Source organism: Methylobacterium sp. WL120 (assembly GCF_008039465.1).
Lineage (GTDB): Bacteria > Pseudomonadota > Alphaproteobacteria > Rhizobiales > Beijerinckiaceae > Methylobacterium > Methylobacterium cerastii.
Map to the genome: position 1 here is coordinate 1 of NZ_VRUT01000065.1, position 26,180 is coordinate 26,180.

The 26,180-nt window shown below is 72.2% G+C and carries 23 protein-coding genes and 1 tRNA gene; 16 read left to right on the forward strand and 8 right to left on the reverse strand.

All coding sequences use genetic code 11. The features are described 5' to 3' along the window. Positions 1-98: 98 nt before the first annotated feature. The 7 genes from FV229_RS13675 (at position 99) to FV229_RS13705 (ending at position 4,521) form a co-directional block, all read left to right on the forward strand. On the forward strand, positions 99-503 hold the full coding sequence (locus FV229_RS13675; protein WP_147727278.1) for a hypothetical protein: 405 nt from the start codon (positions 99-101) through the stop codon (positions 501-503). A gap of 212 nt (positions 504-715) precedes the next feature. Next, positions 716-976, forward strand: coding sequence for a hypothetical protein (locus FV229_RS13680; RefSeq protein ID WP_147752514.1), 261 nt, complete (start codon positions 716-718; stop codon positions 974-976). 101 nt (positions 977-1,077) lie between these two features. Then, positions 1,078-1,473, forward strand: coding sequence for a DUF2934 domain-containing protein (locus FV229_RS13685; RefSeq protein ID WP_147752515.1), 396 nt, complete (start codon positions 1,078-1,080; stop codon positions 1,471-1,473). A 223-nt stretch (positions 1,474-1,696) separates the two neighbouring features. After that, a complete protein-coding gene (locus FV229_RS13690) occupies positions 1,697-3,031 on the forward strand; it encodes an MFS transporter (RefSeq protein WP_147752516.1) in 1,335 nt (444 codons plus the stop codon). 118 nt (positions 3,032-3,149) lie between these two features. Further along, a complete protein-coding gene (locus tag FV229_RS13695) occupies positions 3,150-3,440 on the forward strand; it encodes a hypothetical protein (RefSeq protein ID WP_147752517.1) in 291 nt (96 codons plus the stop codon). A gap of 4 nt (positions 3,441-3,444) precedes the next feature. Further along, positions 3,445-4,125 (forward strand): HAD family phosphatase, encoded by a 681-nt coding sequence (locus tag FV229_RS13700; RefSeq protein WP_147752518.1) that lies wholly within the window; start codon positions 3,445-3,447, stop codon positions 4,123-4,125. 171 nt (positions 4,126-4,296) lie between these two features. Further along, entirely contained in the window at positions 4,297-4,521 is a 225-nt protein-coding gene (locus FV229_RS13705) for a hypothetical protein (protein WP_147752519.1), read from the forward strand. A gap of 172 nt (positions 4,522-4,693) precedes the next feature. Here the strand turns inward: FV229_RS13705 and FV229_RS13710 are convergent, their stop codons facing one another. The 3 genes from FV229_RS13710 to FV229_RS13720 all read right to left on the reverse strand — a co-directional run bounded on the left by FV229_RS13710 (position 4,694) and on the right by FV229_RS13720 (position 6,022). Further along, entirely contained in the window at positions 4,694-5,005 is a 312-nt protein-coding gene (locus FV229_RS13710) for a hypothetical protein (protein ID WP_147752520.1), read from the reverse strand. A gap of 116 nt (positions 5,006-5,121) precedes the next feature. Beyond that, positions 5,122-5,502, reverse strand: a complete 381-nt coding sequence (locus tag FV229_RS13715; RefSeq protein WP_147752521.1) for a DUF6481 family protein — start codon at positions 5,500-5,502, stop codon at positions 5,122-5,124. Positions 5,503-5,812: 310 nt separating this feature from the next. Continuing rightward, entirely contained in the window at positions 5,813-6,022 is a 210-nt protein-coding gene (locus FV229_RS13720) for a cold-shock protein (RefSeq protein ID WP_147752522.1), read from the reverse strand. Between the two features lie 572 nt (positions 6,023-6,594). Between FV229_RS13720 and FV229_RS13725 the strand changes: the two genes are divergently transcribed. Both FV229_RS13725 and FV229_RS13730 read left to right on the forward strand, forming a co-directional pair. After that, the gene (locus tag FV229_RS13725) at positions 6,595-8,520 is read left to right on the forward strand and encodes an autotransporter assembly complex family protein (protein WP_246685429.1); all 1,926 of its coding nucleotides are present in this window, start codon (positions 6,595-6,597) and stop codon (positions 8,518-8,520) included. A 170-nt stretch (positions 8,521-8,690) separates the two neighbouring features. Further along, positions 8,691-13,040 (forward strand): translocation/assembly module TamB domain-containing protein, encoded by a 4,350-nt coding sequence (locus FV229_RS13730; protein ID WP_246688190.1) that lies wholly within the window; start codon positions 8,691-8,693, stop codon positions 13,038-13,040. Between the two features lie 98 nt (positions 13,041-13,138). Here the strand turns inward: FV229_RS13730 and FV229_RS13735 are convergent, their stop codons facing one another. Both FV229_RS13735 and FV229_RS13740 read right to left on the reverse strand, forming a co-directional pair. Further along, positions 13,139-13,480, reverse strand: coding sequence for a hypothetical protein (locus FV229_RS13735; RefSeq protein ID WP_147752525.1), 342 nt, complete (start codon positions 13,478-13,480; stop codon positions 13,139-13,141). A 195-nt stretch (positions 13,481-13,675) separates the two neighbouring features. Then, a complete protein-coding gene (locus tag FV229_RS13740; protein ID WP_147752526.1) occupies positions 13,676-14,089 on the reverse strand; it encodes an EF-hand domain-containing protein in 414 nt (137 codons plus the stop codon). 205 nt (positions 14,090-14,294) lie between these two features. Between FV229_RS13740 and FV229_RS13745 the strand changes: the two genes are divergently transcribed. Together FV229_RS13745 and FV229_RS13750 are read left to right on the forward strand one after the other, a co-directional pair. Then, complete coding sequence (locus tag FV229_RS13745) at positions 14,295-14,795, forward strand: peptide deformylase (RefSeq protein ID WP_147752527.1); 501 nt, start codon at positions 14,295-14,297, stop codon at positions 14,793-14,795. 86 nt (positions 14,796-14,881) lie between these two features. Then, positions 14,882-15,295, forward strand: a complete 414-nt coding sequence (locus FV229_RS13750; protein ID WP_238272097.1) for a hypothetical protein — start codon at positions 14,882-14,884, stop codon at positions 15,293-15,295. Positions 15,296-15,331: 36 nt separating this feature from the next. On the opposite strand, the gene FV229_RS13755 is transcribed toward FV229_RS13750, so the two are convergent. The 3 genes from FV229_RS13755 to FV229_RS13765 all read right to left on the reverse strand — a co-directional run bounded on the left by FV229_RS13755 (position 15,332) and on the right by FV229_RS13765 (position 18,758). Beyond that, entirely contained in the window at positions 15,332-17,494 is a 2,163-nt protein-coding gene (locus FV229_RS13755; protein ID WP_147752529.1) for a TonB-dependent receptor, read from the reverse strand. A gap of 114 nt (positions 17,495-17,608) precedes the next feature. Then, the gene (locus FV229_RS13760; protein ID WP_147752530.1) at positions 17,609-18,547 is read right to left on the reverse strand and encodes an AEC family transporter; all 939 of its coding nucleotides are present in this window, start codon (positions 18,545-18,547) and stop codon (positions 17,609-17,611) included. Between the two features lie 118 nt (positions 18,548-18,665). Then, positions 18,666-18,758, reverse strand: a tRNA-Sec gene (locus tag FV229_RS13765). Between the two features lie 152 nt (positions 18,759-18,910). On the opposite strand from FV229_RS13765, the gene FV229_RS13770 reads away from it, so the two are divergent. From FV229_RS13770 to FV229_RS13790, 5 genes are all read left to right on the forward strand, one after another. Next, positions 18,911-21,265, forward strand: a complete 2,355-nt coding sequence (locus tag FV229_RS13770) for a PAS domain-containing sensor histidine kinase (protein ID WP_147752531.1) — start codon at positions 18,911-18,913, stop codon at positions 21,263-21,265. Further along, positions 21,262-22,632: a sigma-54 dependent transcriptional regulator gene (locus FV229_RS13775; RefSeq protein WP_147752532.1), complete on the forward strand. Its 1,371-nt coding sequence runs from the start codon at positions 21,262-21,264 to the stop codon at positions 22,630-22,632. The genes FV229_RS13770 and FV229_RS13775 overlap by 4 nt, the downstream gene beginning before the upstream one ends. Before the next feature lie 223 nt (positions 22,633-22,855). Continuing rightward, positions 22,856-23,110 carry an RNA chaperone Hfq gene (gene hfq / locus FV229_RS13780; protein ID WP_066925253.1) on the forward strand — a complete coding sequence of 85 codons (255 nt, stop codon included), beginning with the start codon at positions 22,856-22,858 and terminating at the stop codon, positions 23,108-23,110. Positions 23,111-23,231: 121 nt separating this feature from the next. After that, complete coding sequence (gene hflX / locus FV229_RS13785; RefSeq protein ID WP_147752533.1) at positions 23,232-24,638, forward strand: GTPase HflX; 1,407 nt, start codon at positions 23,232-23,234, stop codon at positions 24,636-24,638. 14 nt (positions 24,639-24,652) lie between these two features. After that, on the forward strand, positions 24,653-25,975 hold the full coding sequence (locus tag FV229_RS13790) for an adenylate/guanylate cyclase domain-containing protein (RefSeq protein WP_147752534.1): 1,323 nt from the start codon (positions 24,653-24,655) through the stop codon (positions 25,973-25,975). The last annotated feature ends 205 nt before the right edge of the window (positions 25,976-26,180 follow it).

Here is a 26,180-nt window from a genome sequence, read left to right on the forward strand (position 1 = left end):
CCGCCGGAGGGTGCGCGGACCGCGCCCGCTCCGGCCGACCCATCCCCCGACGCGGTCGCCGGCCTCGCCGGGGACCCGACATCGACCCGAGGTGATCCATGACCCAAGCCCATCCGACCAGCGGCGCCGAGCCCGATGCCGCCTGCCCGGTCTCCCTGGAACTGCTCGGCGAGGTCTACCGGGCCGACGAGTACGACTTCCCCGAGATCGTCGCCGGGATCGCGCCCCTCAAGCGGGCGCAGCTCGCGGCCTACCTCTACGGCAAGAGCCACATGCACCAGCTCGGCCTGAAGGTGGCCCGCGCCTGCGAGCGCGAGGACCTGATCCGGGTCGCGGGCGAGGTCGGCTCGGTGATCCATGGGCAGGCGCACCTCAAGCCCGCGCCCGCGCCCGTCCCGGTGGTCGAGGCCGGCGCGCCGAAGCCGAAGAAGGTCAGCCTCGGGGGGCCTGCGAAGAAGATCAGCCTCGGCGGCTCGGCCGCCAAGGGCCGCAGCTTCGACTAATGCCAAGTCTCATGGGTCAGAACCCATGAGGTCCGGCGGACGCCCGCCGCCCCGCAGTCGCGGGGGCCGAACCTCGATGAGTCGGGCTCACCGAGGTTCGGTATAAGTCGCCCTTCCCTCCGAAAATCTTGAATGCGACGCGGCGGCCGGGCGGGGGAACCTCCGGCGGCCGGGGTCGCTTGTCGAGCGCTGAGCGCCTGGAGTGTCAACGCATGTTCGGTTCCTGGTACAAGCTCGGGATGGACGCCACGATGCTGGCGTTCGAATCCCAGCAGGTGATCGGCATGCGGCTGATCAAGATCGCGGCGGGCGGCGCCGTGGGCCAGGCCGAGGCGCAGCGCATGGTCACCGAGAAGGTGGTGGCGGCGGGCGAGGCAGCGCTGATGGTGGCCTCCGGCGCCTCGACCGCGAAGGTCATCGCCGGTTATCGGCGCAAGGTCCGCGCGAACGCGCGCCGGCTGTCGAAGGGCTGATCCTTCTGCGGGGGAGGGCGGTTTCGCACCGCAGCAACCCGTTAACCGCGCCTTAACCACCGGCTTTCATCGTTTCCCAGGGACAGCAACGGGAGACGGACATGGATGTCATCGAGCACCGGGTGCGCGAGCGCGCCTACTACATCTGGGAAGACGAGGGCCGCGTGCACGGCCGCGCGGACGCCCATTGGCTGCGCGCCGAGGCCGAGGTCGCCGCGCCGGCGCCGATCCTGACGATCGAGGCCGTCGCCGCGACCGGCCTGGCGCCGAGCCCGGCCAAGACCCTCAAGCCCCGCGCCAGCCGCGCCAAGGCCGTCGCGAAGCCCGCCGAGGTCGCCGCGAAGCCGGTTGCCAAGACAATATCTGCCAAGACAACCGCGACCAAGGCTTCGGCCTCCAAGACGGCGGCCCCCAAGGCTCCGAAGGCGCTCGCCGCCGCCGGCCTCGCCGCCAAGCCGAAATCCGCCCGCGCCGCCACGGGCGCCAGCCTGCACTGAGGCGCCGCACGGCCCTTCGACGTCGACCGCAAGAGCCCGTCCCTCGCCCGAGGGGCGGGCTCTCGCCGTTCGAAGGGCCCTTGTCGTTCGAACGGCTCTTGATCGTTCGAAGGGCTCTTGTCGCCGTCCTCGCCCTTCTCGGACGGCGTCGGATGCGGGATACCCGGTGCTTCGGCCGCGCGGGACGGGTTCGCGTCTTTCCGAGAGCAGGGTTTTGGTCCGCATGCCAGACGCCGTCGCCGGGAGCGGGGCCGCCGCGCCCGCATCCGCCAAGCCGTCCTTTCTGAGCCACCTCGCCGACCGGCGCATCGCAGCGATGCTCGGGCTCGGCTTCAGCTCCGGGATTCCGTTCCTGCTGGTCTACGTCACGCAGTCGGCCTGGCTCGCGGAGGCCAAGGTGCCGATCGGCATCCTCGGGCTGCTGAGCGAGCTGACGCTGGCCTACAAGTTCAAGTTCCTCTGGGCCCCGTTCCTCGATCGCTACGACGCCCCCATCCTCGGGCGCTGGCTCGGCCGGCGGCGCGGCTGGATCGTCGCCACGCAAGCCGGCGTGGCGCTGACGCTTTCCGGCATCGCCTTCGGCGACCCGGCGCATTGGCTCGCCTGGACGGTGGTGTTCTCGCTGGCGCTGGGATTCGCCGGCGCGACGCAGGACGTGGTGATCGACGGCTGGCGCATCACCGTGGCGCCGGCCGAGCGGCAGGCGCTGATGTCGTCCTTCGCCGAGGTCGGCTGGCGGGTCGGCAACCTCGCGGCCGGCGCCGGCGCGCTCTACCTCTCCGACGCCTACGGCTGGCGCGCCGCCTACCTGTGCATGGCCGTGCTGATGGCGCCTGGCATGATCGCGGCGCTGATGGCGCCGGAGCCGGAATCCGATCGGAACGCCGCCCATGTCAATTCCCAAGCCCGCGCCGGCTTCGTCGAGACCGTGATCGCGCCGATCCGCGAGCTGATCACGCGGCTCGGGCCGATGGCGGTGCCGATCCTCGTGATGGTCGCGGGCTTCCGCATGCCCGGCTACGTGTCGAGCGCGATGGCGATGCCGCTGTTCAAGAGCCTGCACTACTCCAACACCGACATCGCCACGGTGACCAAGCTGTTCGGCTTCGGCGTCGCGCTCTCCGGCACGTTCCTGGCGAGCTTCGTGGTGCCGCGGATCGGCATCCTGGCGAGCCTCGTCGCCGGCACCGTGTTCGGCTCGGCCTCGCACCTCGCGCTCGCCTACCTCGCGATCCACGGCGGCGACGGGGGCGGGGCGTTCTGGACCTTCGCCGCCGCCGTCAGCATCGACAGCTTCGCCTACGCCTTCGCCTCGATCGTGCTGATCACCTACATGTCGTCGCTGGCCTCAAGCGAGCACGCAGCGAGCCAGTACGCGCTGCTCACCTCGCTCTGTGCGCTCCCCGGCAGCCTGCTCGCCGGCGCCTCCGGCTTCATCATCGAGGATGTCGGCTTCGCCTGGTTCTTCGTCGGCACGGCGCTGCTCGGCGTGCCGGTGGCGATCCTGTGCGTCTACGTCTGGCGCGTCCACCCGCGCACCGACGCTCCGGCGGGCTGAGGCTCCGACACGCGGCGTGGAACGGGGGCGAAGCTGTACCGTTGTCCGACGAGACGCATTTGCCGGTGAAGGCGCGAGCGCGCCGCGCGCGCGCCGCCCGTTCCGTCACGAGGATCCGATGACACTCCGCACAGCCGGCCTTCTCCTCGCCCTGCTCGCCGTCCCGGCCACCGCGCAGGCGCAGGTCTACCGCGACCGTCCGGCGGCGGGTCCCCTCGGTGAGACCGTGCCGATCACCGTCGGCGGGCGCGCGCCCTGGCAGCCGGCCTGGGCCTACGATTCCGGCGGCGACAACGACCGGCGGCCGGAGCTGCCCTACTATCAGCAGGGCCGCGGCCAGCAGACCGGGGGCCCCACCCGCAACCTGCTGCCCGACGACGGCTTGCGCCTCGTCCCGATTCCGCGCTGATCCGATGAAAGCCGCGATCTTCGACATCGACGGGACGCTGCTCGACAGCGTCGACCTCCACGCGGAAGCCTGGGTCGAGGCCTTCCGCCACTTCGGCGTGGAGACCGACTTCGCCGAGGTCCGCAGCCAGATCGGCAAGGGCGGCGACGAGCTGATGCCGGTCTTCCTGTCGGAGGCGCAGCTTCGCGACCAGGGCGAGACGATCGAGGCCTACCGCTCCGACCTGTTCAAGCGGGACTACCGCGACCGGGTGAAGCCGTTTCCGGGGGTGCGCGCCCTGTTCGAGCGGCTTCGCGCCGACGGCACGACCATCGCGCTGGCCTCCTCGGGCAAGCGTAGCGAGGTCGAGCACTACCAGAAGGTGCTCGGCATCGAGGACCTCGTCGACGCGGCCACCAGCTCGGACGACGCCGAGCGCTCGAAGCCCCATCCGGACATCTTCCAGGCGGCGCTGAAGCGGCTCGACGACGTCGATCGCAGCGAGATCGTGGTTTTGGGCGACACGCCCTACGACGCGCAGGCCGCCGGCAAGGCCGGGCTCGCCACGATCGGGCTCCTGTGCGGCGGCTTCCCCGAGGCCGACCTGCGGGCCGCCGGCTGCATCGCGATCTACCGCAGCCCGGAGCATCTGCTCGCGGATTTCGAGGCCTCGCCCCTGGCGAAACGCAAGCCCGGCGACGGGTGATTCGCCAGCTTGCCCACTCTTGTCCCCGCATTCCTGGCATGCGTGTGGCCGGGATGCGACGCAGTCTCGCGCCGGCTACGGACAGCGCGCGATAAGGCTGGCGCCGGCGGCGCGAAAGGCGTAGCCACCCCGCCGGAACTTCCTGGGATCCTTCTGAGGACGGGGCGGATCATGCAACAGACGGCCGAGACCAGCGTACAGACCTGGATCCCCTGCATCGACAGGCCCCTCCACGAGCGGATCGCGGAGGCGGTCCAGAGCCGCGCCACGCCGATCAGCCAACTCCTCCGCTTGATGTCGGCCCTCGACGCCGAGGGCAACGCCCACGAGAACCTGGCCAACGAGAACCTGCGGCTCCAGCTCCGCGCCCGCATCGGCGCGCCGCTGAGCGCCTGACGCCTGGAATCGCGTCGGCGACGGCGCCGGCGATGCTTGCGTGTTGAAGTCATCGGCTTCGACCAGCGCATGCCGGCGGCGTCCTCGAAGCCGGATCGGCGGTTCGGCCCGAGCCCCCGATGCGCTCGCCGCCACGGCGAGCCGTGGCTTCGACCATCCGAATGTCTGGTCGCTAAGGCTGGACCCAGAGGCAGGCCGACTCGCCTTTCACGGCGAGGCATTCGAACGGCGCGCCACCGATCATCGCGCGATGCTCGACGGCCCCGACGTCCGCGCGGGAGACTGCCTTGCATCCGGGCCGGCCGGCGGCCGCGGCGAGGGCGGCCGCGCGATCGGGATTGGCCGTCGCGAGAAGGCGCAGCGAGACGAGCGTGTCGCAGGCGGCGATCCGGTCGTCAGGCTCCGCGTGGGCCGGCGTCACGAGCAGGACGGTGAAGCAGATCGCGGCCCAGCGCGCACGATGTCGGACGTCCCGCGCGATCATGATTTTCCTTCGGCATCCACGGACAGGGCGGCTTGCCCTCCTCGGAAAACGGCAACGCCGTCCGCGGCTAACGGACGGCGTCGTGTGGCGGCCGGATGCGCTGGCGCGTCCGGGATTCAGCGCTTGGTCTTCACCTTGGCCTTGCGGGCGGCGTAGCGGGCATCGCGAAGTTCCTTCTTCGCGGCGAGCTCGGAGGCTTTGCGCTCCTGCAGCGCGGCGGCCTCGGCGGCCTCGCGGGCGATCTGAGCGGAAAGCTCGGCCTCCTCGCGGGCGCGCTTCTCTTCCGCGGCCTGCTTCTCGGCGGCGATGCGGGCGGCCTCGCGCTCACGGGTGCGGGTTTCGCGGGCCTGGACGAGCTCGGCGCGGGCCTTGGCCTTGGCGATCATCTCGGGGTCGTCGGCCGGGGGGCGCGCCTTGAACTTGGCGAGCAGGGCAGCCTTGGCGGCTGCGGAATGCTGACGGCGATCGTCGAAATTGCGATAGTCGAATGCGCTCATCTGACCTTTCTCGTACGGTGTCTCACTTCGGGGTTTCGGGAGCGTCCGCGCCGGATCAATCCGTGGGACGGGGCCGGGGGAACGGGCCCTGCAGCAAAGCGTCTTCCGCCCTGCGGCGGATCGAAAAAGCCAATGACCGAGCGCTTGCCGGCATGCAACCTGGACGTCATCGGGAAATCGTGACGAAGCGCGGAAATCGTCGTCGCGCCACCCAAATCCAGCCACGGATGCGGAAATGCCGCAGCGCCGTGACAGCAAGTGACTAGGTTGACGCCCCCGGACTTCAAGTCCGGAGGCGTCGTCCGTCGGATCAGGCAGCCTGGAGGTTCCCGGCCGACTGCTTGCCGGTGCGCTTGTCGTTCTCGATCTCGTAGGAGAGCTTCTGGCCCTCGATCAGGTTGCGCATGCCGGCGCGCTCGACTGCCGAGATGTGGACGAACACGTCTTTGCCGCCGTCATCCGGCTGGATAAAGCCGTAACCCTTGGTCTCGTTGAACCACTTCACGGTGCCCGTGCTCATGGCGCCTACCTCCGTCGTATCAGATGTGTTGACCCCGCCGGCCCGAGCGGCTGTCCACGCGTGGGGATGGGCGAGGGAGTATGGATGTCGAGATGGAATGTCAGTCGAAGCAACGCCCTTGCAAGAGGCTAAAGGGACAGCGGGCGGAGCAACCCGGCGGCGGCCGGCAAGCATCGACGCAGTCGCAGAGGTAGGTCGCGCCCGGGCGTCTGACAAGAGTGCGGCCAACGGTGGCGCCGACCGTCGCGGCGCCCGCCGAAGGTTGCCGCAGCCGGCCCGGGCAGATAGGCTCGACCGCGTGCGCGATGGGGTCCTGGCGATCGACCCCGCGCCCGATCGACCCCGGATCCGGCTCGGGCGGGGGACCGGCGGCGGCCTTCCTTAAGGCCTGCCGTGGCATGATCGGCATCGCGGCAACGGGGGGACTTCGAAATGATCGCGACGGATCGTTCGCACGCCGCGAACCTGCAGCGCACGGCCGGCCGCCGGGCGTGACGCGACGCAACCGGGACCGACCGCGCGTTCGGAACGGCACGCGCGACGGCGCTCGGGCCGGCGCCGTCCTCAGCTCCATCGTCGCCGCCGGCCTGTCGCTGTCCGCCGCGCCGGCCGCGGCCTTCGACCTGTTCGGGCTGTTCGGCTCCGAGGAGGAACCCCTGGCCCCGAGCGCCGCGGCGCTGCCCTACGCGCTCAAGATCCAGGGCACCGACGATTCGGACCTGGAGAAGACGCTGGAGGACACCTCGACCCTGCACCGCCTGCGCCGCGAGCCGCCGCCGGACGGGGAGGGGTTGGTGCGCCGCGCCGAGGCCGACATCCGGCGCCTGCCCGACGCGCTCTCCGGCTACGGCTACTACGCCGGCCGCGTCACCGTGCGGATCGAGGAGGTGGTGCTCGGCGGCGAGGCCTCGCTGATCGCCGCCGCCCGCGCCGCGGAATCCGAGCGCGCCCGCGCCCTGGTCCCGGTCCGCATCGCGGTCGATGCCGGGCCGCTCTACACGATCCGCACCGTCACTGTCCGCGATCCGCAGGGGCAGGCCTTCCCCGAAGACGTGCTGCCGCCGCGCTTCACCCGGGTCGACGACGACACCCCGGCGCGCTCCAGCCTGGTGCTCGCCCGCGAGGCGAAGATCGTCGACCGCTTCCGCGAGCGCGGCCACCCCTTCGCCAAGGTGGTGTCGCGCGATCCCGTCGTGGACGACGCCGCCCACGTCATGGACGTGACCTTCACCGTCGACCCCGGCCCGCGCGCCGGCCTCGGCGCGGTCGCCGTGCGCGGCACGAAGGACATCGACCCGGCGGTGGTGCGCTCCTTCATCTACGCGGAGCCGGGCGACCCGTACTCGCCCAAGGCGCTCTCCGACATGCGGCGGGCGCTGGTGAAGGTCGAAGGCCTCGGCTCGGTGCGGGTGCGCGAGGGCGAGGCGCTGGACGGGCAGGGCAACCTGCCGATCTTCGTCGACGTGACCGAGCGCGACCGCAACCTGATCGGCGTCTCGGCGCGCTACTCCACCGTCGACGGCCCCGGCATCCGGGCGACCTACGCCAACCGCAACCTGTTCGGCGGCGGCGAGACCATCCGCCTCGACGCCGACCTGTTCTACCTCGGCAACGACCTCTACGCGACGCAGCGCAAGCTCGCCGGCATCGAGTCGAACGGGCTCGGCGGGCGCTTGTCGGCCACCTTCGTCAAGCCGGCGCTCTGGGGCACCCGCAACGACCTGATCGCCAACCTCTTCGCCGGCCGCGAGGCGCAGCAGAGCTACGTCGCCGACGCCGCCGGCGGGACGCTCGGCGTCCGCCACCGCTTCTCGGACACGTTCTACGCGCAGGTCGGCGTCGAGGGGCAGGCGGGCCGCGCCCAGGACGCGCTGGGCAAGGTCGACTACCGCCTGGTCGGCATCCCGGTCTCGGTGTCCTACGATTCCACCGACAACCTGCTCGACCCGACCAAGGGTGTCCGGCTCACCGCCTCGGCGACGCCCTATGCCGGCTTCCTCGGCTCCGATCCGTCGATCTTCGTCGCCAAGGCGCAGGGCTCGACCTACTACGCGCTGGACGACGAGGCGCGCTACATCCTCGCCGGCCGCCTCGGCTTCGGCTCGATCTCCGGCGCCAGCCTGGAGGACATCCCGGCCAACATCCGGTTCTTCGCCGGCGGCGGCGGCTCGGTGCGCGGCTTCCCCTATCGCACGCTCGGGCCGCGCGGGCCGTTCAACCTGCCGGTCGGCGGCCGGAGCCTGCTGGAAGCCTCGTTCGAGGCCCGGATCAAGATCACCGACACGATCGGCGTGGTGCCGTTCTTCGATGCCGGCACCGCGTTCGCCGGCTCGCTCCCCGACTTCGACGAACGCATCCGCACCGCGGTGGGCCTCGGGCTTCGCTACTACACCGGCATCGGCCCGATCCGCGTCGACGTCGCCCTCCCGCTCGACCGGATCAAGGGCAACCACGAGCGCCCGGTCGCGCTCTACATCAGCCTCGGGCAGTCGTTCTGATGGGAATCTGGGACACGCGACGCGGCGCCTTCTCCCAGGGGGAGGGGGCTGGGGCGAGGGGCGTGACCGCTCCGGACACTTCTCATCCCTCACCCCGACCCTCTCCCGGCCGGGAGAGGGGGCCCGCGCTCGGTCCGGCGGCGTTGCGCCGTGCAGGGATCCGCCGTCCCGTGGGGCAGGGCGGAACGCGCGTCGCGCTCGCCGCCTCGCTCCTCGTCGTCGGGCTTTCCGCTCCCGCAGCCGTCACCCACGCCGCGGACGAGGCCGAGAAGACCGTGCTCGGCGGCCTGCTCTCGCGGGCGCTCTCGACCCCGTCGTCGCGCGTCGCCATCGGCGCGGTCGACGGCGCGCTGTCGTCCGACGCCGTCATCCGCGACGTGGCGATCAGCGACCGCGACGGAGTCTGGCTCAAGCTCGACCGGGCGCGCATCGTCTGGCGGCGCCTCGCGCTCCTGTCCGGCCGGCTCGAGGTCGACACCCTCGAGGTCGGCAGGCTCGACGTGCTGCGGCGCCCGGTGCCCGCCGCCGTCGTCGCGACGCCGGAGCCCGACGGAACCCTGCTGCCGGACCTTCCGGTCAAGGTCGAGATCAAGAACTTCTCCCTGGCCGACCTCGTGCTCGGCGAGGGCATCGCCGGCCAGCCGGCGCGGCTCTCGGCCAAGGGCCGGGCGAAACTCGGCGCGCCGTCCGAAGGGCTCGACCTCGACGCCGCGGTGCAGCGCCAGGATGCCGGCGGCCGGTTCGGCCTCAAGCTGCTGTTCGTGCCGCAGGGCGAGCGCCTGGAGGTGAAGGCGGCCCTGAACGAGCCGGCCGGCGGCCTGCTCTCCAAGGGCCTAAACATGCCCGGCGCCCCGCCGGTCGACCTCGACCTCGACGGGCGCGGGACGCTGGATGCGTGGAACGCCCGCCTCGATTTCTCCGCCGGCGAAACCATCGGCGCGCAGGGCGGCGCCCGGATCACGCGGGTCGGGTCCGAGCGGCGGCTCGCCCTCGACCTCGCCGCGCGCATCGAGGGGCTGCTGCCCGGCCCCGCCGCCGCGGTGTTCTCGGGCACGACCAAGCTCGACGGAGCGCTCGGCTTCTCCGACGGCGGCGCCCTGCGGATCGACCGGCTCGAACTGGCGTCCCGCACTGCCCGCCTTGACGCGCGCGGCACCCTCGACGCGGCGCGCAACGCCGACTTCACCCTCCAGGCCCGCGCCGTGCCGACCGAGGGCGGGGTGACCCGGGCCGCCGAGAGCGAGCTCAAGACCTTGGTCTTCGACGGAAGCCTAAAGGGGCCGCTCGCCCGGCCCCGCGTGGCGGGTAGCCTGAAGGCCGCCGGCCTGCGCACCCGCGACAGCACCCTGGACCTCGTCGAGGCCCGGCTCTCGGCCGAGCCCGAAGCGGCCGACCGCTTCGCCCTGAGCGCCGACGCCCGGGTCGAGGGGCTGACGCTGCCCGACCCCGCCCTGCGGCGGGCGCTCGGCACCAAGGCCGCCTTCGACTTCCGCGGCACCCTGGAGCCCGACAACGTGGTCGCGGTCTCGCGCCTGCACGTCGAGGCGCCGACGATGCGGGCGGATTATGCCGGCCGCGTCGGCCGCAACACCCTCACCGGCACGGTCGAGGCCGTCCTGTCCGACCTTACCGCCTTCTCGGACCTCGCCGGCCGGCCGCTCGCCGGGCGGATGTCCGGCACGGCCAAGCTCGACGGCGATCCGGCGCGCAAGGCCGTCACCGCCGACCTCGACCTGCGCACCGAGGCGCTGTCGCTCGGCCGCCCCGTGCTCGACCGGCTGCTCGGAACCGAGCCGCGCGTCACCGGGCGCCTGTCGCAGGTCTACGACGGCTACGCCTTCGACGCCGCCAAGCTCGAGGGCGCCGCCGTCGTCGGCCGCCTCGACGGCCGCGCCACCGCCCGGGTCGCCGACGCCCGGCTCGACGTCGACCTGAAGGATCTGTCCGCCCTCGACGAGCACCTTTCCGGCCGGGCGGGCCTCTCCGGCACGCTCTCCGGCAGCCTCGAACGGCCCGACCTGTTCGCCCTGATCAGCGCGGACCAGGCCAGCGGCATGGGCCGCCCCGTGCGGGCGCTGCGGATCGAGGCGACCCTCAAGGACCTGACCGGCGCCCTCGACGGCACGGTCGCCGTCGGCGGCACCGTCGGCGGCAAGCCGCTCCAGGGCGGCGCGCACCTCGCGCGCGCAGGGGCCGACTGGCGCCTCGACCGGCTCGGCCTGGGCCTCGGCTCGGTGAGCCTCGCCGGGAACGCCGCCCTCGACGCCGCGACCTGGCTGACGGAGGGCGCGGTCCAGCTCAAGGCCGGCGACCTCGACGACCTCACGCCGCTGGCGCTGACCCGGCTCACCGGCCGCCTCGACGCCGACATCGCCCTGTCGCGCGCGGGCGGGCGGCAGGACGCGACGATCCGCGCGACCGGCGAACGGCTGCAGGCCGGCGCGGTCGGCCTCGCCCGGCTCGACGCGGACCTGAAGGGGCAGGACCTGCTGGGACCGGAGCTGCGCGGCGCTCCGCGGATCGATGGGCGCGTCGAGGCCGACCGGCTCGTCGCCGCCGACCAGACCCTCGACACGGTGCGCCTGACTGCGACGGGCTCCACGGCTGCGACCGACCTCGCGCTCAAGGCGCGCGCCCGCGGCTTCGACCTCGACGGTGCCGCCCGCGTCGGCCCCGGCGACGGCGCGGACAAGGCGACGCGCATCGACCTGATCCGCTTCTCCGCCGCACGCGGCGCCGACCGGCTGGCGCTGGCCGGCCCCGCGACCGTTACCCTCGACGGGAACGGCGCCCGGATCGAGGGCCTGACCATCGCCGCCGGCACGGGCCGGGTCACGGTGGCAGGCCGGGCGGGGCGCGACAACGACCTGACGGTCGGCATCCGCGCCCTGCCGCTGGCGCTCGCACGCATCGCCTCGCCCGGCCTGACGCTCGCCGGCACCCTCGACGGCGAGGCCGCGATCCGCGGGCCCGCCGACCGTCCACAGGGGCACTACGCTCTGACGGTCGCCCGCCTCGTCACGCCGGAGACCCGCAAGGCCGGCCTGCCACCGATCGAGGCCCGGGCCTCGGGCGACCTCGGCGACGGCCGGATCGGGCTCGACGGGCGCATCACCGCCGGCCCCGGCGTCGCGATGACCCTGTCCGGCTCGCTGCCCGCGGGGGCCGGCGGCGAGCTCGCGGTGAAGGCGCGTGGAACGCTCGACGCCGCCTTGGCCAACAGCCTGCTCAGCGTCGGCGGCCAGCGCGTCGCAGGCCGCGTGACGATCGACGCGGGCGTGGCCGGGACGCTGGCCGCGCCGCGGGCGGAGGGCAGCGCGACGCTCGTGGGCGGCAGCTTCGCCGACCCGCTCAACGGCATCCGGCTCACCAACATCGAGGGCCGCGCCACGGGGCGCGGCGACACGATCGTCCTCGAACGCCTCACCCTGGCGACCCGCAACGGCGGCCAGCTCCGGGCCGACGGTCGCGTGGCGCTCGAGCCGCAGGCCGGCTTTCCCGGCACGATCCGCATCGCGGGCGAACGCGCCGAGCTGATCTCGAGTCCGCTGATGACGGCGGTCGCGAGCCTGAACCTCGCGCTTTCCGGCCCGCTGGCGCGCACGCCGCGGATCGCCGGGCGCGTCGACGTGGTCTCGATCGACGTGTCGGTGCCCGACCGGCTGCCCGCCACGGTGCAGCCGCTGCCGGGCATCCGCCGGATCAACACCCCGCCGGACATCCGCGCCCGGCTCGACGCCAAGGCCGCGCGCGGCGCGCAGGTGGCCGCCGTCGGCAAGCGCGGCCCGCGCCGCGGCAAGCCCGCCGTGCCGTTCGACGCCACCCTCGACGTGGCGGTGTCGGCCCCGAACCGCATCTTCGTGCGCGGGCGCGGCATCGACGCCGAACTCGGCGGGAGCTTGCGCGTGACCGGCACCTCGCGCGACCCGACCGCCAACGGCGCGTTCGAGCTTCGGCGCGGGCGCCTCGCGGTGATCGGGCAGCGCCTCGACTTCACCCGCGGCCGCGTGACCTTCGGCGGCGCGATCGCGGCGCCCGACCTCGACTTCATCGCCGAGACCAAGGCCACCGACATCACCGCCCGCATCGCGGTCTCGGGCCCGGCCGACAGCCCGGTCTTCGCGATCTCCTCGGACCCGAGCCTGCCGCAGGACGAGGTGCTGTCGCGGCTGCTGTTCAAGAAGGCGTCGGGCAGCCTGTCGCCGTTCCAGGCGCTGCAGCTGGCGCAGGCCGTGTCGCAGCTCTCCGGCGGGGCAGGGGGCGTCGACGTGTTCGAGGCGGCGCGCAAGGGCCTCGGCCTCGACAGCCTCGACGTCTCGACCGGGACCAGCGGGGGCCCGGCCCTCGGCGCCTCGCGCTACCTCAGCGACCGCCTCAGCGTCGGCATCAAGGCCGGCGCGAAGCCCGCCGACACCGGCGCCACCATCGACTACGACGTGACGCGCCGGGTGAAGATCCAGGGCGAGGCCGGCAGCGACGGCCGCACCAGCGTCGGCGTCGGCGCGGAATGGGAGTACTGACGCCGGGCCACGCTGGCGCCTCGCCGGACGATGCTCTCAACGGCTGCGAGGTCGCATCGTCCTCACGCGAGCCGGCATTCGCCTCGCTTGAAGATGCCCTAGTGGCAGGCGATGCCGGCCTTCTTCGGGCCGATCGCCTGGGCGAGGCGGCGGCCGACATGCAGCATCGCCTTCTCGACCAGGGCGAGCGTCGCCGCGTCGTCGTCGAGCTTGGCATATTCGTGGGCGACGATCAGGCCGTCGGCGATGCCTTCGAGCAGGCCGACCCGTTCGGCCGCCGGGTCGATCGCCTCGGGCGCCGGCGCCTCCGCGACCGGCGTCGCGCAGCGATCGAGGACCGCCTGCGAGGCCTCGACCGTCTTGCGGGTCTCCTCGATGATCTCGCGCATCTCGGCGACGAGCGAAGGCTGGACCGCGACCTTCGGGTGATCGATGCTCATGCTGTACCTGCCCCCACGACGACGGCAGATTGCATCCTGTGGTTGATATTCGTCAACAGAATTCGCATGCCGCGCGACTCGCACGGCCCATCGCGCGGCGTGAGCGCCGTCCGAACGCGAACGAGCCGCACCCGTTTCCGGGGCGGCTCGTCGGGGCCGTCAGCTTCGCGACCCCGCAGGGTCGCGCCGGGAGACTTACTTGATCAGCGTCAGCAGGGCCTTGCCGGCGGGGGACTTCAGTTCCTTGGCGTCGAGGGTGCCGTCGCCGTCCGGGTCGGCGGCCTTGAAGCGGTCGGCGACGGCGGCGAGGTATTCCTTCTTGTCGACCGTGCCGTCCATGTCCGGGTCGGCCTGCTTCAGGCCGGCGACGCTCAGGCGCCCCTTCAGCTCCTTCTTGTCGAGGGTGCCGTCGGAATCCTTCTCGAGGCGGTCGAAGGTCGCCGAGGCGGTGGCCTCGATCTCCTTCATGTCGACGGTGCCGTCGTTGTCGGTGTCGATCATCTTGACGGCCTGCGCGCCGCTCATCGGCTTGGCGAACGCGACCGGGGCGGCCAGGGTGGCGGTAGCCAGGACGAGGGCGGCGAAGCTGTTGGAAAGACGAAGGGTCATTGCCGAATTCTCCCGAAACGTGTTGCGCGAAATCCCTACGCGTGCCTCTTGCACCGCACAAGCGCTTTTTCGATCTCATCGCTGAGGTTGCCCCGCGCGCCTGCGGGGACGGCGGTGCGGACGGGAGCCCAACGCGGCATTCCCCGCGGCGTTGCGGTATCCCCTCCGAATTGCCCGTCCCCCCGAGCCGCGAGATCCCGACCCGATGGCCGCCCGTCCGCTGATCCTCTATCCCGACCCGCGCCTCGACCTGCCGTCGGAGCCGGTCGGGGCCTTCGACGCCGACCTGCGCGACCTCGCCCGCGACGTGACGGAGGCCCTCGATGCGGCCGCGGCGGCCGGGTTGACCGCCGCCCATCTCGGGGTGCGGCGGCGCCTCGTCGTGCTGCGCCCGGAGCCCGGTGGCGCGGCCACGGTCTACGTCAACCCGGAGATCGTCGAGCGCTCGCCCGAGCGCGCCACCGCCCGGGAGGGCAGCGTCTCGATGCCCGGCGTGTCCGAGCCGGTCGAGCGGGCGGCCACGATCCGGGTGCGGTTCCACGACCTCGACGGGATCGAGCGTGAGGAGGCGGCGGACGGGTTCCGGGCCGCCTGCCTCCAGCACGAGATCGACCAGCTCGACGGCGTGTTCTGGATCGCGCGGCTCTCGCGCGTGCGCCGGGAACGGGCGGTGAAGCGCTTCGCCAAGCTGCGGGCGCAGGCCTGAATCCGCCCCCGTCGCGACGCCCCGGGCCCCGAGCCGTGCGGCGCTCGCGGCCTTGGCGCGCTGCCGGGCTGCGCTTAGGAAGAGGGATGCGTCTCGCGATCCTGCTCGCCACGTCCCTGTCCTGGCTCGCCGTGTACGGGCCTGCCCGAGCCCAGGCGCCGGCCAGGCCGGCCAAGGCCACGGCCCCGGTGCAAGGGCCGGTCGCCGCGCCGGTGATCGCCTGCCCGTCCCTGGCGAACTACCGCCTCCTGCGGCGGGAGGCGCCCGACGAGGCCGCCGCCCTCGCGCGCCTGGCCGACGCCAAGGCCGAGCACCTCGGCTGCACGGCGTACCCGCGAGACCGGGTCGCGGCGTTGGCCGACCACGTCGCGCTCGGCGGCGCGCAGTACGATTGCCTCGCCCTGCAGGGCACCGCGGTGTGCCAGTGGACGACGGCCGGCGCCGTGGACCTGCCGGCGCCCAAGCCGAAGCCGGCCTCCCCCGACAGGCCCCGGCGCTGAGGCGTCGCCGGGCGGGGATCGCTTGCGTCCCCAAGATCAGAACCGTGCGGTCAGGAACACCCGGACGTTGCGGCCCGCGAGCAGGATCTCGTCCTTCTTGAACGACGCGGAGTTGCGGATGCGGTCGTCGAGGAGGTTGCGGCCGGCGACGCCCAGCGTCACCGCGCTGGCGCCGTAGACGGCCGGGTCGAGGGGCCGGGTGTAGCTCACCTCGGCGCGCAGGTCGTCGAAGCCCGGCGTCGTCGTCTCCAGCGGCGCGACCTCGGTGTGGGCGAAGGCGTGCAGCAGGAACACGCGGGCGTACCACCCGTCCGCCCGCACGAACGCGCCTCCGCCGACCCGGTGGGGCGGGATCCGCGGCACGTAGGTGCCGTCGTCGAACTGGGCGCGGACGAAGTCGTACTGCGCGTCGAGGCCGGCCCAGCCGTCGCCCACCGGGATCAGGTCGAGCTGCGCGCCGATTTCGGCGCCGGAGAAGGTGGCGTTGCGCTGCGAATAGACGATCTGCTGCAGGTCGTCGTCCGAGCCGCAGGAGGCGAAGGCGTCGCCGCAGCGCGTGCCGGTCTCGCGCTTGTAGATGAAGCCGGTGTAGCGGGTGACGTAGCCCGTCGCGTCGAGGCGCAGCGGCCCTTCCGCCCGGCGGATGCTGGCCTCGACGGTGCGCGCCCGCTCCTTCCTGAGGTCGGGATCGCCGATCTCGAAGGTCGCGGTCGCGTCGTGCGCCCCCCGCGAGTACAGCTCGAAGGCGGTGGGCGCGCGCTCGACGTAGGACCCGTTCAGGCTCGCGACGAAGCCGTAGGGCAGGTCCTGCAGGGCGCCGAAGCTGAGGCTCTTGGGCGCGAACCGGCGGCGGCGGCCGAAGGCCAGCGGGTCCTCGCCCGCCACCGGCAGGTAGTCTCCCGGAAACCGCGTCGCCGTGCCGGTGGAGCGGTCGCCCTCGATCCGCCCGGCTGCCTGGAAGCGCAGGCCGTGGCCGATGTCGAGCTGCTCGAACAGGTAGGCGGCGTTCGACCGGGAATCGGTCGGCGCCAGCAGGGTGCCCGCCTCGCCCGAGGTCCCGATCTCGCGCCGCCCGGCCTGGAGGCCGAGCGCGCCGGTCAGCGTGCCGAGGGCGGTGAAGACCGGCACGTGCTGCAGCTCGACGCGGCCCTCGGCCTCGCGGTTCTTGAAGGTCGCCTGCACCCCGTCGATCCCGTCCTCGCCGAGGCCGATCTCCTGGTGCTTGTAGACCGAGCCGCCGGCCCAGAACCGGATCACCTCGAACGGTCCTTCGAGCGGCCGATACTCGCCGCGGGCCAGCACCCGGTCCTGGTTCGGGTTCAGGCGCGTGCGGCTGTCGGCCGCCTCGCCGCCTGGGATCTGATAGAGCGCGTCGTAGTGGCTGAACGAGATCCCGACGAAGCCGCGGTCGCCGATCGCCGAGATGCCGACCGCGCCGCCCTGCGAGCGGTTGGCGGAGTTCGCCTGGAGGCCGGCGGGCGTGTCGTAGCTGTCGGCCCCGGTCCTGAAGCCGTCGGCGTGGACCGCGACGTTCTCCGAGCCCGCGTCGACCGTGCCGGCCACGAGCCGGCCGTTGTCGACGCTGGAATACCCGGTGGTGACCTGGCCGGCATAGCCCCGCGGCGGGATGAAGGTCGGCACGCGGTTGTTCTCGGAGGAGACCACGCCGCCGATCGCCTGGCTGCCGTAGCGCAGGGTCGCCGGCCCGCGGATCACCTCGATCCGGTCGGAGACCAGCGGGTTGATCGGCACGCCGTGGTCCTCGCCGAGTTCCGAGACGTCCTGGATGCCGACGCCGTTCTCCTGGATTCGCACCCGGCTGTTGTCGAGGCCGCGGATGATCGGGCGGCTGGCCGCGCCCGGGGCGTAGGTCGAGGCCGAGATGCCGGGCCGGTCCATCAGCGCGTCGCCGAGGGTGCGCGGCTGCTCGCGGGCGATCTGGTCGCGCGTCACCACCGTCACCGGCGAGAAGGTGTCGACGGCCACCGGCAGGATGCCGGCCGGCAGGCTCGCATCCGGCGGCGCCTTCGGACCGGGCTGGATCGGGCTCGCCGTGGTGACGCTGAGCTCGGATAGGGCGACCGCATCCTGCGCACGCGCCGCCGCCGGCAGCAGGCCGACGCCCAGAAGCGCCGCCCACAGTGTCGCTTGGACCGTCTCTTGAAGCGTCCCTTGGAGTATCCCTTGCCCGCTTCGCATCACGCCCCGTCAGATCACGTTATGATGTTACATTGCGTGAATGTAACATCATAACAAGACGAGATCGATGGCCGGGCGTCGCTCCCGGGCTGGGCGTTGCGGTGCGGCCACAGCTCAGCGGATGGCGGCGAGGTAGCCCGAGACGGTGAGGATCGAGACGACCGTCGAGACCAGCACGACGTTCAAGGTCACGGCGGCCTCGCGCCGGTAGAACTCGGCGAGCATGAACGGCCCGGTCCCGGTCGGCAGCGCCGCCATCAGCACGGCGGTGTGGAGCAGGAGCGGCGGCAGGCCGAAGGCGCGGGCGAGGCCGTAGGCCAGCAGCGGATGCACCACGAGCTTGAGCCCGACGAGCAGGGCGGTCGCGGCGGCGGGCGGCGCGTCCCCGGTGCGCGGGCGGGCGAGGAAGAGCCCGAGCGCCACGAGGGCGCACGGGGCGGCCGACCCGCCGAGCAGCTTCAGGAAGGTCTCGGCGGGCGCCGGCACGGAGGCCCCCGAAAGCGGTACCAGCGCGCCGAGGGCGGGGGCGATCAGCAGCGGGTTGCGCACGAGCGAGCGGGCGACCTTCAGCACCAGCTCCGCGCGCCGGCCCTGTCCTTGTCCTTGCAGCCCGATCTCGATCAGGACGATGGCGACCGCGAACACCACGCAGACGGTCATGATCGCGGCGATGGTGGTGGGCGCGAGCGCCGCCGGGCCGAGCGCCACCAGCGCCAGGGGAAAGCCCATGAACCCGGTGTTGGCGTAGGCCGCGTTGAGGCCGTCGATCGCCGCGTCCGCGAGCGGCATCGGACGGCGCAGGCGGAACGCCACGGTGGCGGAAAAGACGATCAGGCTGCTCAGGCCGAACACCGCGATGAAGCCCGGCTGCCAGATCTCGGCCGCGTGGGTGTGACCGATCACGTCGAAGAGCAGGGCCGGCAGGGCCAGGTAGACGACGTACCGGTTGAGCTCGGCCGTGGCGCCGTCGCCGAGCACGTCGCACCGCCGCATCAGCCACCCCGCGAAGACCAGCGCGAAGATCGGCAGCACGACCATCAGGGTCGAGAACATGAGCGGGACCGCGTCCGGAACCAAGGTCCGGGCGTCCTAGACTCCACGGGCTCCCGCACCAAGGCGTGAGGCGCGCCATCGCGAAAGGCGGTTCGACGAGGGCGGGCGGGAGGACGCTTGGCGGAAGCGGATGGGAATCGAACCCACCGTACGCTTTGGGCGTACCACTGGTTTTGAAGACCAGGAGGGCCACCAGACCCCGTTCGCCTCCGTCGATCGGGATAGCATCGTCCGGCGCGGGGTCCAAGCACCGGCCGCGAGGCCGAAGCGTCGCGGGTCGGACCAGCCCGGCGCGGTCGCCAGCGCCCATCCCGTGCCCGATTCGTAATAATTTCGCCACACTGTTGTGGCCCTGCATCAGCCATGCCGTTTTCGCGATTCAGGGCTTTGAGCGCCCCTTCGGAGGCCTCGCCGGCAAGGCCCGACGAGGCCGGTGCCGCCCCCGACGCGATGCGGCCGGGGCCGCGCGGGCCCGGCTGGATCGGCGCCGTGGTGGTCGTCACCGCGCTGGTCTCGGCGATCGCCACCTTCCTGATCCTGGCCGGCGTCATCCGCGTGACGCCGACGCCGACGATCGGCGTCACGCTGCTCGCGATCAACGTCGCCCTGGTGCTCGGGCTCGCCGTGATCATCGCCTGGGAGGCGCGGGTCTTCCTGCATGCGCGGCGCGCCAACGCGGCGGTGGCCCGGCTCCACACCCGCATCGTCGGCCTGTTCTCGCTGATCGCGATCCTGCCGACCTGCCTGCTGGCCGTCGTCGCCTCGGTGACGATCGACCGCGGCCTCTCGCTCGGCTTCACCGACCGGGTCCGCGACGTGGTGCTGAAGTCCGTGGAGGTGGCCGACGCCTACCAGGAGAACCAGTGCCAGTCGCTGGCGCGCGAGATCCGCATCCTCAACGACGACCTGACGCGAGCGCGGCCGAACTTCGACGTCAACCGCGACTGGTTCGAGAACTTCCTCACCACCCGCGCGAGCAACCTCGGCCTGCCGGTCGCCCAGATCATGCGCGGGCCGAACGAGGTGGTGGCGCGCGCCAAGATCGACGTGCTGAAGACGACGCGCCTGCCCTCGGCCGCCGCCTTCGAGGACGCGGCCAAGTCCAGCGACCCGATCTGCCTGCTGCCGACCGAGGGCCGCGTCTTCGCGGCGATGTTCCGGATGCCGGCCTACGACGACGCGGTGCTGCTGGTGCAGCGCGAGGTCAACCAGCTCGCCATCGACTTCCCCGGCGTGTCGCGGGCGGCGGCGGCCGAATACCTGACCTACGACTCGCTGCGCACCTCGATCCAGGTGACCTTCGCCTCGATCTTCGTGCTGATCGCCCTGATCGCCCTGCTCTCGGCGGTGTGGTTCGGGATGAACTTCGCCAACCGCTTCGTCGCCCCGATCCGCCGCCTGATCAACGCCGCCGACCAGGTCGCCTCGGGCAACTTCTACGCCCAGGTCCCGGCGCGGAAGACCGACGGCGACCTCGCCCACCTCGGCGAGAGCTTCAACAAGATGACGCAGGAGCTGCGCCGCCAGCATGCCGGGCTGACCGCGGCGAGCGACCTGATCGACCGCCGCCGGCGCTTCACGGAAGCCGTGCTGTCGGGTGTCTCGCCCGGCGTGGTCGGCGTCGACGCCGGCGGCTTCGTCACCATCGCCAACCCGGCCGCCGAGCGGATGCTCGACCTCGCCGACGGCGCGCTCGTCGGCCAGCGCCTGTCCGACGCGGTGCCGGAGCTCGCGCCGCTCCTTCCGGGCACGGAAGGGCGCCAGCGCGCGCAGGCGCACCAGATCCAGCTCACCCGCGGCGGGCGCGAGCGCACCATCGCGGTGCGGGTCACCAGCGAGCAGGCGCAGGGCGGGGCGCGCGGCTTCGTGGTGACGGCCGACGACATCACCGACCTCGTCTCGGCCCAGCGCACCTCGGCCTGGGCGGACGTGGCCCGCCGCATCGCCCACGAGATCAAGAACCCGCTGACCCCGATCCAGCTCTCGGCCGAGCGCATCCGGCGCAAGTACGGAAAGGTCATCACCGCCGACAAGGAGGTGTTCGACCAGTGCACGGCGACGATCATCCGTCAGGTCGACGAGATCAAGCGCATGGTCGACGAGTTCTCGTCCTTCGCCCGGATGCCGAAGCCCGCGATCGCCGAGAACGACCTCACCGAGATCGCCAAGCAGAACCTGTTCATGATGCGGGTGGCGCATCCCGACATCGACTTCGCCTTCACCGCCCACGGCGTCGGCGGCACCGGGACGGCGGAGGCCGAGAAGATCACCGCGGCCTTCGACATCCGCCTGCTGAGCCAGGTGATCACCAACATCCTCAAGAACGCCGTCGAGGCGGTGGCCGAGGTGCCCGAGGCCGAGCTCGGCAAGGGCAAGGTCTCCTTAAGCCTCACCGTCGAGGAGGGCTTCGCCACGATCGCGGTGACCGACAACGGCAAGGGATTTCCCGCCGAGGGGCGCCAGCGCCTGCTCGAGCCCTACATGACGACTCGCGAAGGCGGCACCGGCCTCGGTCTGGCGATCGTGAGCAAGGTGCTGGAAGAGCATGGCGGCGGGATCGAGCTGAACGACAACCCCGCCGGCCGCGGCGGCCAGGTGCGCATGCGCGTGCCCCGGGCGCTGCCGCACGCGGACGACGCGGGCCCGGCCCGCGCCAACCCTGACGAGAAGGGCGCCGCGTCGACGGCCCCCCGAATGATTGCGGAGATGCAGCCATGAGCGCCGATATCCTGGTGGTCGACGACGAGGCCGACATCCGCGACCTGGTCGCCGGCATCCTCGACGACGAGGGCCACCGCTCGCGCACCGCGGGCAGTTCCGACGAGGCGCTGGCCGCGATCGAGTCGCGCCGCCCCCACCTCGTCTTCCTCGACATCTGGCTGCAGGGCTCGCGCCTCGACGGCCTGCAGGTGCTCGACCTGATCAAGGCGTCCCATCCGGACCTGCCGGTGGTGATGATCTCGGGCCACGGCAACATCGAGACCGCGGTCTCGGCGATCAAGGCCGGCGCCTACGACTTCATCGAGAAGCCGTTCAAGGCCGACCGGCTGATCCTGGTGGCCGAGCGCGCTCTGGAGGCCTCGCGCCTCCGGCGCGAGGTCCGCGACCTCACGGCACGCTCCGGCACCGCCAACCGCATCGTCGGCGGCTCGGTCGCGATCAACCAGCTGCGCCAGACCCTCGACCGGGTCGCCCCGACCAACGCCCGGGTCATGATCACCGGCGCGCTGGGCTCCGGCAAGGAGCTCGCGGCGCGCGGCCTGCACAAGGCCTCGGCGCGGGCCAGCGGCCCGTTCGTGTTGCTCAACGCCGCCGCGATCCTGCCGGAGACGATGGAATCGGAGCTGTTCGGCGTCGAGGCCGGGGGCGAGCAGGGCAGGCGGGTCGGCGCGCTGGAGGAGGCGCATGGCGGCACCCTCTACCTCGACGAGGTCGCCGACATGCCCCGCGAGACGCAGGGGCGGATCCTGCGCGTCCTCGTCGATCAGAACTTCCAGCGCGTGGGGGGGACCACCCGCGTGCACGTCGACGTGCGCATCATCTCGTCGTCGTCGCGCGACCTCGCCGAGGAGATCGCCGCCGGGCGCTTCCGCGAGGACCTGTTCCACCGGCTCTCGGTGGTGCCGATCCGCGTGCCCTCGCTCTCGGAGCGCCGCGAGGACGTGCCGGAGCTGATCCAGTTCTTCATGGACAACATCTCGGCCCAGACCGGGCTGCCACGCCGGGTCATCGGCCAGGACGCGATGGCGGTGCTGCAATCGCACAACTGGCCGGGCAACGTGCGCCAGCTCAAGAACAACGTCGAGCGGCTGATGATCCTGACCCAGGCCGACCCGGACCAGGAGATCACCTCGGAGATGCTGCCCTCCGAGATCGGCGCCCTGGTGCCGACGACCCCGAACGGGGCCGGCGGCGAGAAGCTGATGAGCCTGGCGCTGCGCGAGGCGCGGGAGATCTTCGAGCGCGAGTACCTCGTGGCGCAGATCGCCCGCTTCTCGGGAAACATCTCCCGCACCGCGGAATTCATCGGGATGGAGCGCTCGGCCCTGCACCGGAAGCTCAAGTCCCTGGGGATCGGCCCCTGAGCCCCTTGCGGACGCATGGCGGCCGCGGTGAGAACCAGCCCCCTTTCGTCGCATGCGGACCCGGTTCGGGTCTTGCATCGACGGGGGAATTGAACGCGTAATATGAAGATCCGGTCCGCCGCAGGCTCCTCCAAGACCAGCGAAGCGGTGGCGGGATCGACGGCGCGACAAGATCGAGAACCCGCCTTCGAAGGCGGGCGCCAAGATAACAAAGGATAAGAAGATGGCGGCCGAACGCGCACAGAACCTTCAGGACACCTTCCTCAACCATGTCCGCAAGAACAAGATTCCGCTGACGATCTTCCTCGTCAACGGCGTCAAGCTGCAGGGCGTGGTGACGTGGTTCGACAACTTCTGCGTGCTTCTGCGCCGCGACGGCCATTCCCAGCTCGTCTACAAGCACGCGATCTCGACGATCATGCCGGGTCATCCCGTGCAGCTGTTCGAGCCGGACGAGACCGCCCCCGAGAAGGCGTGAGCCGGCCCGCGGTCGACACGCGCATTGCGCCATCTTGGTTCGCTGCCCGCGGCGCCCCATCTGAAGGGTCCCGACACGCATCACGCCGCCGCCTGACGCAGGGTGGCGGCCCAAGGATTCCATGACCGAGACGTTGACCTCCGGCGAGGCCCGACTGCAGGCGATGGCCGCGCCGGAAGGCGAGATCGCCGCCGCGACCCACACCCTCGTCGTCGGTCCCTATCTCAGCCGCACCGCCGCCGCATCGCCGCACGGGCCGGCGCCGGTCTCGCGCTCGACGCAGGCGCGCCTGGAGGAGGCGGTGGGTCTCGCCGCCGCGATCGAGCTCGACGTGGTCGAGGCGATCCCGCTCAGCCTCGCCCGCATCCGGCCCTCGACCTATCTCGGCAAGGGCCGCGTCGAGGAGATCGCCGGCCTGATCAAGGCCAGCGAGATCGGTCTCGTGGTGATGGACTGCGCCCTGTCGCCGGTGCAGCAGCGCAACCTCGAGAAGGAATTCGGCGCCAAGGTCATCGACCGCACCGGCCTGATCCTCGAGATCTTCGGCCGCCGCGCCTCGACGCGGGAGGGCACGCTCCAGGTCGAGCACGCCCACCTCGCCTACCAGAAGTCGCGGCTCGTGCGGTCCTGGACCCACTTGGAGCGCCAGCGCGGCGGCTTCGGCTTCCTGGGCGGCCCCGGCGAGACCCAGATCGAGGCCGACCGGCGGATGATCCAGGAGCGCATGACGCGGATCGAGCGCGACCTCGATTCCGTCACCCGCACCCGCGGCCTTCACCGGCAGAGCCGGGCGCGCGTGCCCTACCCGATCGTGGCGCTCGTCGGCTACACCAACGCCGGCAAGTCGACGCTGTTCAACGCCCTGACCAAGGCGCAGGTGGTGGCGCAGGACATGCTCTTCGCCACCCTCGACCCCACGGCCCGCGCCACCAAGCTGCCGCACGGCGAGACGGTGATCCTGTCCGACACCGTCGGCTTCATCTCCGACCTGCCGACCGCGCTGATCGCCGCCTTCCGCGCCACGCTGGAGGACGTGATCGAGGCCGACATCCTGCTCCACGTTCGCGACGTCGCCCACGTCGATTCCGAGGCGCAGGCCGAGGACGTCGGCACGGTGTTGGGCGAGCTCGGGATCGAGATGTCGGCCGACCGGATCATCGAGGTCTGGAACAAGGCCGACCTGCTGGACGAGGGCGAGCGCACGCGGCTGACCAACCTCTCGGCCCACGACCGCAACGACCGCGACGGCGCCGCCCCCGTGCTGGTCTCCTCGCTGACGGGGGAGGGGCTCTCGGCCCTCACCGCGCGGATCGAGGCGCGGATCGCCCGGACGCGCTCGACGTTCGCAGTGATCCTCGGGCCGGAGGAGGGCGCGGCCCTGCACTGGCTCTACGAGAACGCCGAGGTGCTCGACCGGCGCATGGAGGAGGGCGGCACGCTGCACCTCGCCATCCGGGTCGCGCCGGAGAAGGAGCCGCGCTTCCTCAACCGCTTCGCCGGCGCCCGCCGGCTCAGCCGGGCCGGGTAGGCGCCGCACGCGTCATGAGGGACGACAGGGCGGCGCAGGCCGCACGAGACGAGAATACCGTCCTGCGGCTCACGCAGCGGGCCACCGGCGGCCGCCTGCTGGTCCTGCGCGTGGTGATCGTGCTCGTCCTGCTGATGGCGGCCCAGGTCTACGATGGCTCGCTGCACGCGCTCAGCCACTGGTTCATCCTCGGCCTCTACGCGGCCGGCTCGGTCTGGTTCGGTCGGGCGGAGCGCGGGGACGGGCGTCACGCGGAAGGCTTCGCCTGGGCCGGCACCGCGTTGAACGCGGGGCTGGCGATCTACGTCATCGTCGAGCACATGCTGGCGGGCGCCGCCGACACCGGCGGGGGCGCCGACGCGGTGAGCCAGCTGCCGGCCTTCCTGCTCCTGCTCCAGACGGCGCTCAGCATGCGCGTCTGGCACACCGCGCTGTTTGCCGGCACGGTCGCCTTCGCCTGGGGCGCCGCGATCCTGGCCGGCCTCGTCGACCCGGACGGCTTTCTCGGGCCGCATGTCGACCTTGCCGAGCAGGCGCCGGGGCTGCTGACCTTCCTCGCCGCCGGCGTCGTGGTGGTCGACGGGATCGCGCGCCTGCGCCACGCCGCCGGCGAGGCCGTGCGCCTGGAGCACGAGCGCGCGCAGCTCGCCCGCTTCGTTCCCGACGGGGTCGCGGCCGAGCTCGCCCGCGACGGCGACCTCGGCACCGCCCGCCGGCGCCATGCCTGCCTGCTGGCCCTCGACATCCGCGGCTTCTCGCGCCTGAGCCGCGATCACCCGCCCGAGACGATGGTGCGGGCGCTGCTCGCCGTCCGCGCCCTGGCGCATACGGCCGTGACCGAGCACGACGGCATCGTCGACAAGTACGTCGGCGACGCCGTGCTGGCGGAGTTCGTGGTCGGCGGCCCGCGCGATCCGCACCCGTCTCGCCGCGCTGAACCGCGACCGCGCCGCGACGGGCGACTTCCCGCTGCGCGTGGTCGTCGCGCTCCATGCCGGCGACCTCCTGGTCGGCGTATTCGACGACGGCTTGCGCGCCGAATACACCGTGCTCGGCCCAGCGATGAACACCCTCGCCCGCCTCGAGACCCGCGCCAAGGCCGCAGACCTCGACATCGCCGCCTCCGAGGATTTTCTGCGGCTGCTCGGGCCGGCCCTCCCGGACGGCGCGCGGGCCGAGCCTGTGGCGGAGGAGGGCGACGTGCACCCTGCGCTCTTCGCCATTGCGGATGCCGCCTAGGCTGGGTTCGCCTTCGTCGAATCTCGCCTCCGCCGAAAAGTGGTCTTCCCTCCCCCTCTGCGGGAGCTCGATTCGTCAGCGCCTCGGATCACGCGTGAGTTCCCCCTCTCCCCGCTTGCGGGGAGAGGCCCGGCTGCACGCCGTCGTGCAGCCGGGAAGCGGAGGCGAAGCGACGGTGAGGGGGCGCGAACGGAAGAGTCTCTTCCGAGTCGCCCCCTCACCCTCGGCTGCCGCCTCGCCGCGACGACGACGAGGTCGTCGCAGCCCTCTCCGCGCACGCGGGGCGAGGGGGCAGCCGAGGGT

Bases quoted from the DNA above. Each gene is read 5' to 3' on its own strand.
- FV229_RS13675 (WP_147727278.1), top strand. From the start codon at position 99: ATGACCCAAGCCCATCCGACCAGCGGCGCCGAGCCCGATGCCGCCTGC.
- FV229_RS13680 (WP_147752514.1), top strand. From the start codon at position 716: ATGTTCGGTTCCTGGTACAAGCTCGGGATGGACGCCACGATGCTGGCG.
- FV229_RS13685 (WP_147752515.1), top strand. From the start codon at position 1,078: ATGGATGTCATCGAGCACCGGGTGCGCGAGCGCGCCTACTACATCTGG.
- FV229_RS13690 (WP_147752516.1), top strand. From the start codon at position 1,697: ATGCCAGACGCCGTCGCCGGGAGCGGGGCCGCCGCGCCCGCATCCGCC.
- FV229_RS13695 (WP_147752517.1), top strand. From the start codon at position 3,150: ATGACACTCCGCACAGCCGGCCTTCTCCTCGCCCTGCTCGCCGTCCCG.
- FV229_RS13700 (WP_147752518.1), top strand. From the start codon at position 3,445: ATGAAAGCCGCGATCTTCGACATCGACGGGACGCTGCTCGACAGCGTC.
- FV229_RS13705 (WP_147752519.1), top strand. From the start codon at position 4,297: ATGCAACAGACGGCCGAGACCAGCGTACAGACCTGGATCCCCTGCATC.
- FV229_RS13710 (WP_147752520.1), bottom strand. From the start codon at position 5,005: ATGATCGCGCGGGACGTCCGACATCGTGCGCGCTGGGCCGCGATCTGC.
- FV229_RS13715 (WP_147752521.1), bottom strand. From the start codon at position 5,502: ATGAGCGCATTCGACTATCGCAATTTCGACGATCGCCGTCAGCATTCC.
- FV229_RS13720 (WP_147752522.1), bottom strand. From the start codon at position 6,022: ATGAGCACGGGCACCGTGAAGTGGTTCAACGAGACCAAGGGTTACGGC.
- FV229_RS13735 (WP_147752525.1), bottom strand. From the start codon at position 13,480: ATGAGCATCGATCACCCGAAGGTCGCGGTCCAGCCTTCGCTCGTCGCC.
- FV229_RS13740 (WP_147752526.1), bottom strand. From the start codon at position 14,089: ATGACCCTTCGTCTTTCCAACAGCTTCGCCGCCCTCGTCCTGGCTACC.
- FV229_RS13745 (WP_147752527.1), top strand. From the start codon at position 14,295: ATGGCCGCCCGTCCGCTGATCCTCTATCCCGACCCGCGCCTCGACCTG.
- FV229_RS13750 (WP_238272097.1), top strand. From the start codon at position 14,882: ATGCGTCTCGCGATCCTGCTCGCCACGTCCCTGTCCTGGCTCGCCGTG.
- FV229_RS13755 (WP_147752529.1), bottom strand. From the start codon at position 17,494: ATGCGAAGCGGGCAAGGGATACTCCAAGGGACGCTTCAAGAGACGGTC.
- FV229_RS13760 (WP_147752530.1), bottom strand. From the start codon at position 18,547: ATGTTCTCGACCCTGATGGTCGTGCTGCCGATCTTCGCGCTGGTCTTC.
- FV229_RS13770 (WP_147752531.1), top strand. From the start codon at position 18,911: ATGCCGTTTTCGCGATTCAGGGCTTTGAGCGCCCCTTCGGAGGCCTCG.
- FV229_RS13775 (WP_147752532.1), top strand. From the start codon at position 21,262: ATGAGCGCCGATATCCTGGTGGTCGACGACGAGGCCGACATCCGCGAC.
- hfq (WP_066925253.1), top strand. From the start codon at position 22,856: ATGGCGGCCGAACGCGCACAGAACCTTCAGGACACCTTCCTCAACCAT.
- hflX (WP_147752533.1), top strand. From the start codon at position 23,232: ATGACCGAGACGTTGACCTCCGGCGAGGCCCGACTGCAGGCGATGGCC.
- FV229_RS13790 (WP_147752534.1), top strand. From the start codon at position 24,653: ATGAGGGACGACAGGGCGGCGCAGGCCGCACGAGACGAGAATACCGTC.